A 10164-nucleotide genomic window follows, 5' to 3' on the forward strand; every position below is an offset into this window, starting at 1 on the left:
GAGCTTGTCAGAAATTTTGTGTGTGAGGCATAGCATGTCGACAAGGAGCATGAATGCCACGCAAGACCAAACCCACCGCTTTGGCGGACCAGGCGGCACAGCCGCAATTTCACATCCCGGCCGAGCTGCTTGACCAGTTGGTGACCGGGCCCATGACGCCGGGCCAAGTCCAAGGGCTGTTCGATCAGTTCAAGAAGTCAATTCTTGAGCGGGCGCTGGGCGCCGAGATGAGTCATCACCTAGGCTATGCGCCCGGCCAAGCCAAGCCCACAGGCGGATCAGCCAACCACCGCAACGGCAAGAGCACCAAGACCGTACTGACCGATGTGGGGGCGCTGCGCATCGATGTCCCACGCGATCGCGAAGGCAGCTTCGAGCCGCAGCTCATTGGCAAGCACGAGCGGCGCTTTACGGGTTTCGACGACAAGATCATCGCCATGTACGCACGCGGCATGACGGTGCGCGAGATCCAGGGTTTCCTGGCTGAGATGTACTCGGTGGACGTCTCGCCCGAGCTCATCAGCCGTGTCACCGATGAGGTGATGGGCGAGGTCACGGCCTGGCAGACACGGCCGCTGGAGGCGATGTACCCGGTGGTGTTCTTCGATGCGCTGCGGGTCAAGATTCGCGAGGATGCGGTGGTGCGCTCCAAGGCCGTCTACCTGGCGCTGGGCGTACTGCCTGACGGCTCGCGCGACATCCTGGGAATCTGGATCGAGAACACCGAGGGGGCGAAGTTCTGGATGAAGGTCTTCAACGATCTGAAGACGCGCGGGGTGCAGGACATCCTGATTGCCGTCACCGACGGCCTCAAGGGCATGCCAGAGGCGCTGGGCGCAGTGTTCCCGGCGACGACGCTGCAGACCTGCATCGTGCACCTGATCCGGGGTGGCCTGGACTTTGCGTCATGGAAAGACCGCAAGGCGCTGGCCGCAGCCATCAAACCCATCTACACCGCGGTGAGCGCCGAGGCGGCCGAGGCCGAGTTGGATGCGTTTGCGGCCGGCCCCTGGGGGCAGCGGTTCCCGACCGTGGTCAGCGCCTGGCGCCGGGCCTGGGACAAGGTCATCCCGTTCTTCGCCTTCCCGCCCGAGGTGCGGCGCGTGATCTACACCACCAACGCCATCGAGAGCGTGAACGCACGGCTGCGCAAGATCATCAAAACGCGCGGCCACTTCCCCAGCGACGAGGCGGCCACCAAGCTGATCTGGCTGGCGCTGCGCAACATCACCGCGGACTGGGGGCGGGCGGCCAACCACTGGAAATCAGCGATGAACCAATTTGCGATCCTCTACGAGGACCGATTTACCAGATCGGGCCAGTAAGATCACCAAGCCGCCTCACGATTGAGTGACGGATTCAACAGCCTCACACACAGAAATCCTGACACTCCCGCCGTAAAAGACATGCGGCTGGACTGCACTACCTGCCGCGCCGAGCGCACCGCCTGCTCCAGCGCGGCAATGCGCAACACGCCTTCGGTCATGGCGCGGTACTGTTCATGCACGCGGATGCTCAGATCCAGTCGTGCGGCCTCCAGCGCCTCACGCGCGCGCTCGCTCTCCGCCACAGCCTGGCGAACCACCGAGCTGACCTGGCCACCAGAGTACAACGGCACATTCAACTGCAGGCCGATGAACTTCTGGTTATAGACATTGTTCACGCTGGTCACGGAGTCACTGTCCTGGCGCGACAAGCCTGCCACCGCATCCAGGGTGGGTTTATGACCAGCCGATGCCTTTTCGATCTCCATGCGGGCTGCTTCCAGCTGAGCGCGCAGCGCGCGCAACTGCGGGCTGGCATCTTCGGCCTGGGCAATCCAATCCTCCACCCGGTCAGGCACTGGCAGCGCAGGCTGAAAACGGTCTGCATCCAGGTCAGCCAGCACATCAACCGGTTGGCCCACCAGCGCCGCCAGCCGTCGGCGCGTGAAATCCACGTTCTGCTGCACTTCCAGCTCCTGCGCCAAGGACATATCCACGCGCGCCTTGGCCTCGTCAATGTCCGTGCGCACACCAGTGCCGCCCTTGAAGCCCTTCTCCGCTGCGACAAGCTGCGTTTCATAAGCCGCCTTTTGCGCGGCGATCAAACTCAATTGGGCGCGCGACAGCAACGCATCAAAGTACGCCTCCGACACCCGCACCACCAGGCTTTGCTCGTCACGCTCCAGCGTGGCATTGGCATCGTCCACCAATGCCTTGGCCTGATCGACCAGCGCGCTTACATAGGGGCGGTAAATAGGCTGACGCAGCTGCAGCACCTGGTTATTGCTGCTGTAGCTGTTGGTAAAAGACACCGGCCCGGCCAAGCCTGTCGTGCTGGTCTTCAAGTTGTTGCGGTTGAATCCCGCGCTGAAAGCCACATTGGGCAAGCGCTGCGCCTGGGCCTGGGGCAGCTTCTCGCGGGTGGCATCAGCCGCCGCACGCGAGGCACGGATGCTGGCATCGTTTTTTTCGGCCGCCTCATAGGCCTGGCGCAAGTCCAGCGCCCAGGCTGGCGCCAGCAACAGGGCCGCCACTATGGCGGTGCACGCTCGGGCCAGACTCATGCGCGCCTGCTTGGCCTGCGCGCTGATGGATTGCAAACGGCGCATGTTCACTCCTCGGTCATGGATGCTGCCAGACGCTTGGTCAGCGGGTGCAGCAAATAGGTCAGCATCGTGCGTTCACCGCCCTTGAAGATCACCTCCACCGGCATGCCAGGGTGCAGCTGGCGCCCGCCCAGGCCTTTGAGCCCCTCGCCCGTCACCCGCACACGCGCCAGGTAGTAGGTCATGTTGGTCTGGGGCTCTGTCAGCAAGTCTCCCGACACCGAATCCACCTCGCCCTGCACCACCAGCTGGGGCGCATTGGCAAACGATGAGAAGCGCACATCCACCGGCATGCCCGCCTTCACGCGATCGATCATGTGAGGTGCCACATGCGCCTCCAGCATCAGCGGCGCGCCCTTGGGCACCACATCCATCAGCTTCTGGCCCGGCTGCACCACGCCGCCCACCGTCTGCACAGCCAAGCCCACCACCTGGCCCGCCGCGGGTGAGCGGATCTCGGTGCGCTCCAGATCATTGCTCACGGAGCGGTATTTCTCGCCATCCGCCAGCACCTGGCGGCTCACATCGGCCAGCTGCGTCTCCACCTCCTTGCGGTACTCCTGCTGGCGCGAAATCGCCCGCTGGCGCAGTTCTGATATCGCGCTGCGCGCACGCAGCGTGTTGCCCTGCAGGTCGGCAATCGACGCGCTGGTGTCCGCCACCATGCGCTCCAGCTCCAGCTGACGATTGCGTGGGGCATAACCCTCCTTGACCAAGCCGCGCAAATGCCCCAGCTCGTCATTCAACAGCCCCAGCTGACTCTGGCGATTGCCCAGCATGCTGGCGTAAGACTGCAAAAGCCCTTCCTGCCCCTGGATGTTCTCTTCGATCGACTGCAAGTCTGAGCGCAGCAACAGCCGGCGGGTATTGAACAGCTGCTCCTGGTTCAGGATCTGCTGCTGTATCAGCGGGTCTGACGACGCTTCCTTCAAGTCAGGATGCCAGCTTATGCTGGACTTACTCAGCTGCTCTGCCTGCAGGCGCCCCTGCATGGCCAGCAAACCCAGATAGCTTTGACGCGCTGACTCGTAATTGGCACGCGCCACAGCCGCGTCCAGCTTGATCAGGATCTGGTTTTCCTGCACCTCGTCGCCCTCGCGCACCAAGACCTCTTGCACGATACCGCCGCTCAGGTGCTGCACTGCCTTGCGCTTGGTGTCCAGGGCCACCGTGCCTTGCCCCGGCACACCCTCGTCCAAAGGCGCCAGAGAAGCCCACAGCAAGAAGCCGCCAAAGCCAATGCCCAGAGCCCACAGCCCCCAGCGGCCCGCGCGCCCCAGGTCGGATTCATCCATATCACCGGGCGATGCGATCTCATTCACGTCGGATGCCTGCGGGGATTTTTTACTTGCAAGATTTGAAGATTCAGCCATGTCACAACTCAACCAAAAAGAGAGTAGGCAGCCAGAAGCACTGGATAAACCAGGTTCAAGCCACCACTGAAGCCGCCGTGGCAGCCGGGGCCGCCTGGGCATTGCGCAGCGCGGCCAGTACCGCGTCACGCGGCCCGTCTGCCTGGACCGTGCCGTTTTTGAGAATCACCAGACGATCGGCAACCGCCAAGATGCCCGGCCGATGCGTCACCAGCACCACTGTGCTGCCGCGCGCCTTGAGCACCTGCACCGCACGAACCAGGGCCGCTTCGCCCACATCGTCCAGATTGGCATTGGGCTCGTCCAGCACCACCAATGCAGGGTTGCCGTAGATGGCACGCGCCAAGCCGATGCGCTGGCGCTGCCCGCCAGAGAGCAGCCCACCGGCCTCGCCAATCGAGGTGTCGTAGCCCTTGGGGAACCGCAAAATCATGTCGTGCAAGCCCGCATTGGTGGCCGCCTCGATGACCTTTTGCGCATCAATCTCGCCAAACCGCGCGATGTTCTCGGCAATCGAGCCCTCAAACAGCTCGATGTCCTGCGGCAGGTAACCGATATGCGGGCCCAGCTCGTAGCGGTTCCAGCCCGCGATTGGGCGCTCATCCAGCAGCACCTCGCCCACCATGTGCGGCCAGATGCCCACCATGCAGCGCGCCAGCGTGGACTTGCCGGACCCCGAAGGCCCCAGCACCACCGTCACGGTTCCTGGCTGCGCCTGCACATTGACGCCTTTCAAGATCGGCTCGGCGCGCCCCGGTGCCACCGCCACCACGTCGCGCAGCAACAAGGCGCCCTGCGGAGGCACGCGGGTCAAGGCGGGATCACGCTCGGGGTTGTCGCCCAGCAAACTTTCCAGCCGCTCGAATGCCGAGCGCGCATTGATGAAACCTCGCCACGTATTGACCAGCAGGTCGATGGGCGCCAGCGTGCGCGTCATCAGCACGTTGGCGGCAATCATTGCACCCGGCGACAACTGACCGTCAATCACCAGCAAGGCCCCTGCACCCAGCGCCAGAGACTGCTGCGAATAGCGAATGAACTTGCTCCATGCGGTAATGCGGTGCGTCACCGCCTGGGCCCGCCCCTGCAGCCGCTGGGCCTGTGCATGCCGTGCCTGCCAGCGTGCGCGCACGTTCTGCACGATGCCCATGGGCGCCAGCACCTCCACATTGCGCAGCTTGGCTTGCAAAAACAAAGCCTCCTCAGAGCCTGCAGCCTGCGCCTGCCCCGCCGGAGCCACCGTCTGGCGATGGCCAAACCACACCAACGCAGCCTGAACCAGCGCGAAAAAGATCGCCAGATAGCCCAGCATGGGGTGCAAAAAGAACACCACGGCCAGGTAAATGGGTGACCAGGGAGCATCGAACAACGCAAAAATGCCATTGCCCGTCAAAAACTGCCGCAACTGCACCAAATCGCCGAACGCCTTGGCCGTGCTGCCCTCGGACTGCTTCAGGTTGCTCTCAAAACTGGCATTGAACACGCGGGTGCTGAGCATGTTGTCCAGCCGCATGCCGGCACGCACCAGCACGCGCGAGCGCATCCACTCCGAAAAAGCGCCCACCAAAAACAAAAACAGCGTAATCAACGACAGCATCAGCAGCGTCAGCTCGCTGTGGCTGAGCAGCACACGGTCAAACACCTGCAGCATGTACAGCGTGGGCGTCAGCAGCAGCACATTGGCCACCATGCTGAAAGCGCCCACCACCAAAAACTCACGGCGAAACGCCCACAGCGCGCGCGTCAGCTCACTGCGGTCAAAGAAACCAGGGTTCGTCATCGTTGGACTCATGTCGTCTTTTTTCTACGGTGGCCGGTCAAGCAGGCGCCTGCGCGTTCTGCAAAGATGCCCTGGGCGCCGCACCACCGGCCGGCGTTGCCTGCGCCGCCTGCCGGGCCGCCTGATTCAGCGCCGCCAGCACTTCGTCGCGCGGGCCAAAAGCCTGCTGCTGACCATCGCGCAGCACCAGCAGCAAATTGGCCACACCCAGCACGCTGGTGCGGTGGGTGATCACCACCACGGTGGCGCCGCGGGCGCTAGCCTGCTTCAGCGCGGCCGCCAGGGCGGCGTCGCCCTCTTCGTCCAGGCTGGAGTTGGGCTCGTCAAGCACCACATACACTGGGTCACCGTACAGCGCACGCGCCAGCCCCACACGCTGGCGCTGGCCGCCAGACAGCCGCGCACCGCCCGGCCCCACCAGCGTGTCATAGCCCTGCGGCAGCTCGCTGATCAACTCATGCAGGCCCACGGCCCGCGCCGCCGCCTCTACCTTGGGCCTGTCCACCTCACCAAAGCGCGCAATGTTCTCGGCCACCGTGCCCTCAAACAACTCCACGCCCTGGGGCAGATAGCCCACGTGCGGCCCCAGCTCGTCTTTGTTCCAGGCGTGCACATCCACCCCGTCCAAACGTACCTTGCCTACGCTGGCAGGCCACAAGCCCACCAGGGCGCGCGCCAGTGTTGTCTTGCCCGATGCCGAAGGCCCCACCACGGCCAGCACATCGCCCGGCTTGAGCGCAAACCCAATGCCGCGCAGGATGGGCGTATTGCTGCCGGGCGCCCCGGCCACCAGTTGCTCCACCTGCACGCTGCCACGCGGGGGCGGCAAAGGCATGGCGGGCGGCTTGACCGGCACGGCGGCCAGCAGCGCGTCCAGCCGGTTCCAGGCATCGCGCGCGTTGACCACTGTTTGCCACTGCGTGACGATCTGCACCAGCGGGGCCAGCATGCGCCCGCCCAGGATGGAGCTGACGATCATCATGCCGCCGCCACCGCGCAGCTCGTTGTACAGCATCAGCCAGCAGGCCAAGCCCAGCAACATCGAGCTCAGCACGTTTTGCAGCAATTTGCTCAGCGCCTGAAAACCGCCTGCGCTCTCTGACGCCTGGGCCTGCAGCTGCAAAAACTCCTGCTGCTTGGCAATCCAGCGGCGGTGCGTATTGCGCAGCATGCCCATGGCCTCGATCACCTCGGCATTGCGCAGCGTGCCGTCGGCATACTGCTGCGCCGCGATGGCCGTGCGGTTGGCCTCCATCAACGGCGGCTTGGTGCTGCGCTCGTTGAGCCACGTTACTCCCACCTGCAACACGCCGAAGGCCACCGCCGTCCAGCCCAGCACCGGACTGATCAGGAACAGCAGCACCATCATCACCAGGGCAATCGGCGCCTCCATGATGGCCAGCAGCGCCGGCGAATGCATGAAGTCGCACACCTTTTTGAAGTCTTGCATGGGCTGCACCGTGCCACCCGGCACGCGGCGCACATTGGCCTCAAAAATTGCATCAAACACCCGCGTGTGCAACTTGCGGTCCAGCGCATCGCCGGCCGCGCGCATTACCTCGCTGCGCGCCCACTCCAGAACCTCCAGCAGCACAAACGCGCCAATCACCAGCACCGTCAGCCACCACAGCGTAAGGTGGTTGCGGCTGTTGACCACGCGCTCGTACACCTCCAGCATGTAGCCCGAAGGCGCCAGCACCAGCAAACTGGCAAACACGCTGAACCATGCGGCGCGTACAAAAAACGGGCGCAAGGCCATGACGGCCTGGCGCAGCTCGGAAGGGGCTTGATTGGGGTTCATACGGCTTCGTCAACCATCACATATTCAGGAAGCTCGCCCGCCTGCGGGGGCGCCACCGCCCCCTCAACCGCGGGCGCATCGCCAGGCTGGGCCTGGTCCACCAGCACAAAAGACAGCTCGTACCCGCCCGCCGGCGTGCACGACAGCACAATCTCGCGCAGCTTTTGCGCATGAAAGCGCGCCTGCACCTGGGCGTCGAGCGACAACTGAAAGCGCATGCGCCCGTCCAGCGTGAACATGGACAGCTGCCCCGACTTCAGGCTCAGGGTATGGCGGTCAAAGTACACCGGGCAGGTATCGGCAAACCGCAGCAGCGGCAAAGGCTTGGCGCCCAGCTTGTCCAGATGCAGCGGACTGCCCGGGTGCTGAAACACCATGCGGCAGGTGCGAGACACAGAGTAAATGGCATTGCACACCATCTGCGAGCCCATGGCCGGAAACTGCTCGCGCAACTGCCGGTAGGCCAAATGGTGCAAGGCCACCCGGTTCCACACCCGCGTGGACTGCACCAGCGGCGCCAGCGCGTTGCACAGCTGTGCAAAGCCGCGCTGCAAATCCTGCAAGCGCTGCGCCTGCTCGGGCGAAGCGTTCAGGGGAATGCGAAGAATGGAATCCATGGTGTGGCGCGGAGTGTAGCAGCAAGTCTTATATGAAATTCATATAAGAATGAATTTTTACCATCGCCGCCTTTGATGCCGAAACCCGCCTTGGCGGCGTGTGGCGACGCTGGCGCTGGCGATTCTGGATCGGCTTGATCGCCAAGACTTCGACACCACCGCGCTCAAGCTCGCATTAATGAATGCGCTGGTTGAGCACCTGCTTTTTGCTATTTATTTAATAGCTGTTTGCGTTCGCTAGATGGGGGCTGGGCACACCCCTACCACGCCGCGCGACGTCCCGTGCGCAGAGTGACGGCAGTAGCGCCTGCCTTACGCGGCTTTGGCTTCGAACACCCTCTTGGCCGCAGCCAGGCCACGCAGGCAGCGCTGCTGTCGGTGGGCGGCCAGCTCGATCAGCTTGGCGGGCGTGCCCACGGCGCTGGCAAAGTCCTTGAAGAAATGGTCGGCCGCGGCAATGAAGGCTTCGGCATCCATGCCCAGGCGGCCCAACAGGGGCGGCGTGCCGGCGGGAATGGCGCCGCGCTTGGCCGGGTGCACGACGCGACCCATGGTGTCGACCAGGTCCAGGTATTCCTCCAGGCCAAACGGCACCGCCTGCGCAAAGCGGCTGGTGGGGTCAAATGGCATCAACGGTGCCTCGGGCAGCGCTGATAGCTCTTCTTCTGATCGCAGGCTGGGCCATTGCGGGCTTGGCGTGGGTGCCGTTTCATCCGCAGTCTGGGGCAAGGCAGGCAGTGCGGTCGCTGCCACAGGTGCCCGCACGGGCACAAAAGCTTGGCCCAGCAGCTCGGCCAGGCGCGCGGCAATGGAGGTGTGGGCACTGTCCTGCAGGCTTTCGGTCATGCCGGCGCGAATGGGGTTGAGGTCCACATAGGCCATGGCGGCCAGCAGGGCCTGCTCGTCCAGCAGCGCCTGGCTTTTGAAGCGCCCTTCCCAAAAGCGCCCGGTACAGCCGTCCTCGGCATTGGCCTGGCGGGCAATGGTTTCGTTGAGCACGCGCATGAACCACGACACATCGGCCAGCCGCTGCCGGTACAGCGCAGCAAACTCGCGCACTTTCAGGCGCTCCGCCTCGCCCAGCGGCACGCCGCCCAAGTGGCGCTGCACCAGCACCGGACCGGTGAACAGCTGCGTCCAGCGGCGCAGCACCTCATCGTCGCCCAGGGCCTCGGCGCGGGCAGCGTCCACCCGCAGCACGGCGTGGTAGTGGTTGCTCATCACCGCATAGGCCGCCACGTCGATGGTGAAGACCGAGGCCAGCTCGCGGATGCGCGTTTCTATCCAGCCCCGGCGGTGGTCAAAGTTGCCGCCCGTGGCGGCATCATGTCCGCACAAAAATGCGCGGCGCACGCAGCGGTTGACGACGTGGTACCAGGGCGTGTCGGCCAGCGAAATCAGGCTAGAACGTGGGCGGGTCATGGCTTCAAGCCCACCTGAGGCGCCCTGGCGCCGCGCAGCAGCCCCTCGGTGCTCAAATCTTCGTCAATATCAGGCCAATGGATGCCATAGCCCCCACCAGCCAGCTCCCAATGGCTGCGTTGCTGGGGCGTGGCGTTGGCCAATCTGGGGTACCAGACCAACGGCACCGCAATCGTGCGCCCGTCCATCAAATCGACCACCAAACGCGCATCTTCTACGACCACATGCATTGCGCGCACGTCTGTTTCAGGTGCCAAAGAATGCATTCCATGCCTCCTTTAAAGAAGATTGGTGAATTTTCACCATCCGTTGAATTTTGCTTAAATCTTGTGCAGAGAAACCCATGCTGCGTGCAACCGCCGCATCATGTAACCACACTTTGGCGGTCGCTGCATCCTTGTCGATATGCACATGGGGCGGCTCGTTCGGCTCGTGGCTATAAAAATAGAACCGAAATCCATCCACTCTCAAAATTGTTGGCATATGTTGTTTGGCCAGCAGGCTTAGCGGGGGCGGGGCATGCGGCCTCAGTGTAGGCAGTGCTACGGATTGAGGCAACTAAAGTGGGTGTCCTTTGTATT

General features: G+C 63.5%; 10 protein-coding genes. 2 read left to right on the top strand and 8 right to left on the bottom strand.

Annotation, left to right across the window (positions count from 1 at the left end; all coding sequences use genetic code 11):
• The first annotated feature begins 53 nt into the window (after window positions 1-53).
• On the top strand, window positions 54-1325 hold the full coding sequence (locus BV908_RS21115) for an IS256 family transposase (RefSeq protein ID WP_047350851.1): 1272 nt from the start codon (window positions 54-56) through the stop codon (window positions 1323-1325).
• Between the two features lie 2 nt (window positions 1326-1327).
• Here BV908_RS21115 and BV908_RS21120 read toward each other — a convergent pair whose 3' ends face one another.
• From BV908_RS21120 to BV908_RS21140, 5 genes are read right to left on the bottom strand one after another with little or no spacing between them, the layout of a single operon-like run.
• The gene (locus BV908_RS21120) at window positions 1328-2593 is read right to left on the bottom strand and encodes a TolC family outer membrane protein (protein ID WP_246867570.1); all 1266 of its coding nucleotides are present in this window, start codon (window positions 2591-2593) and stop codon (window positions 1328-1330) included.
• A gap of 2 nt (window positions 2594-2595) precedes the next feature.
• The gene (locus BV908_RS21125; protein ID WP_103739142.1) at window positions 2596-3963 is read right to left on the bottom strand and encodes an HlyD family type I secretion periplasmic adaptor subunit; all 1368 of its coding nucleotides are present in this window, start codon (window positions 3961-3963) and stop codon (window positions 2596-2598) included.
• A gap of 55 nt (window positions 3964-4018) precedes the next feature.
• Window positions 4019-5743, bottom strand: coding sequence for a type I secretion system permease/ATPase (locus tag BV908_RS21130; protein ID WP_103739143.1), 1725 nt, complete (start codon window positions 5741-5743; stop codon window positions 4019-4021).
• Window positions 5744-5780: 37 nt separating this feature from the next.
• Window positions 5781-7544 carry a type I secretion system permease/ATPase gene (locus BV908_RS21135; RefSeq protein WP_103739144.1) on the bottom strand — a complete coding sequence of 588 codons (1764 nt, stop codon included), beginning with the start codon at window positions 7542-7544 and terminating at the stop codon, window positions 5781-5783.
• Window positions 7541-8161, bottom strand: a complete 621-nt coding sequence (locus BV908_RS21140) for a hypothetical protein (RefSeq protein ID WP_103739145.1) — start codon at window positions 8159-8161, stop codon at window positions 7541-7543. The genes BV908_RS21135 and BV908_RS21140 overlap by 4 nt, the downstream gene beginning before the upstream one ends.
• A 100-nt stretch (window positions 8162-8261) precedes the next feature.
• Here BV908_RS21140 and BV908_RS22555 point away from each other — a divergent pair, with 100 nt between their 5' ends.
• Complete coding sequence (locus BV908_RS22555) at window positions 8262-8402, top strand: hypothetical protein (RefSeq protein WP_172751421.1); 141 nt, start codon at window positions 8262-8264, stop codon at window positions 8400-8402.
• A 71-nt stretch (window positions 8403-8473) separates the two neighbouring features.
• Here BV908_RS22555 and BV908_RS21145 read toward each other — a convergent pair whose 3' ends face one another.
• Genes BV908_RS21145 through BV908_RS21155 form a run of 3 tightly spaced genes read right to left on the bottom strand, consistent with a single transcriptional unit; the run spans window position 8474 to window position 10066 of the window.
• On the bottom strand, window positions 8474-9583 hold the full coding sequence (locus tag BV908_RS21145) for a transposase (protein WP_103739146.1): 1110 nt from the start codon (window positions 9581-9583) through the stop codon (window positions 8474-8476).
• Window positions 9580-9849 (bottom strand): DUF2442 domain-containing protein, encoded by a 270-nt coding sequence (locus BV908_RS21150; protein WP_103739147.1) that lies wholly within the window; start codon window positions 9847-9849, stop codon window positions 9580-9582. The genes BV908_RS21145 and BV908_RS21150 overlap by 4 nt, the downstream gene beginning before the upstream one ends.
• Window positions 9830-10066, bottom strand: coding sequence for a DUF4160 domain-containing protein (locus BV908_RS21155; RefSeq protein WP_103738567.1), 237 nt, complete (start codon window positions 10064-10066; stop codon window positions 9830-9832). Before BV908_RS21155 ends, BV908_RS21150 begins: the two co-directional genes overlap by 20 nt.
• Window positions 10067-10164 lie beyond the last annotated feature (98 nt).

This window comes from Diaphorobacter sp. LR2014-1, from assembly GCF_002916785.1.
GTDB classification, from domain to species: domain Bacteria; phylum Pseudomonadota; class Gammaproteobacteria; order Burkholderiales; family Burkholderiaceae_C; genus Diaphorobacter; species Diaphorobacter nitroreducens.

Coding starts and splice junctions, on each gene's coding strand:
- BV908_RS21115 (WP_047350851.1), top strand. CDS start 54: ATGCCACGCAAGACCAAACCCACCGCTTTGGCGGACCAGGCGGCACAG.
- BV908_RS21120 (WP_246867570.1), bottom strand. CDS start 2,593: ATGCGCCGTTTGCAATCCATCAGCGCGCAGGCCAAGCAGGCGCGCATG.
- BV908_RS21125 (WP_103739142.1), bottom strand. CDS start 3,963: ATGGCTGAATCTTCAAATCTTGCAAGTAAAAAATCCCCGCAGGCATCC.
- BV908_RS21130 (WP_103739143.1), bottom strand. CDS start 5,743: ATGACGAACCCTGGTTTCTTTGACCGCAGTGAGCTGACGCGCGCGCTG.
- BV908_RS21135 (WP_103739144.1), bottom strand. CDS start 7,544: ATGAACCCCAATCAAGCCCCTTCCGAGCTGCGCCAGGCCGTCATGGCC.
- BV908_RS21140 (WP_103739145.1), bottom strand. CDS start 8,161: ATGGATTCCATTCTTCGCATTCCCCTGAACGCTTCGCCCGAGCAGGCG.
- BV908_RS21145 (WP_103739146.1), bottom strand. CDS start 9,583: ATGACCCGCCCACGTTCTAGCCTGATTTCGCTGGCCGACACGCCCTGG.
- BV908_RS21150 (WP_103739147.1), bottom strand. CDS start 9,849: ATGCATTCTTTGGCACCTGAAACAGACGTGCGCGCAATGCATGTGGTC.
- BV908_RS21155 (WP_103738567.1), bottom strand. CDS start 10,066: ATGCCAACAATTTTGAGAGTGGATGGATTTCGGTTCTATTTTTATAGC.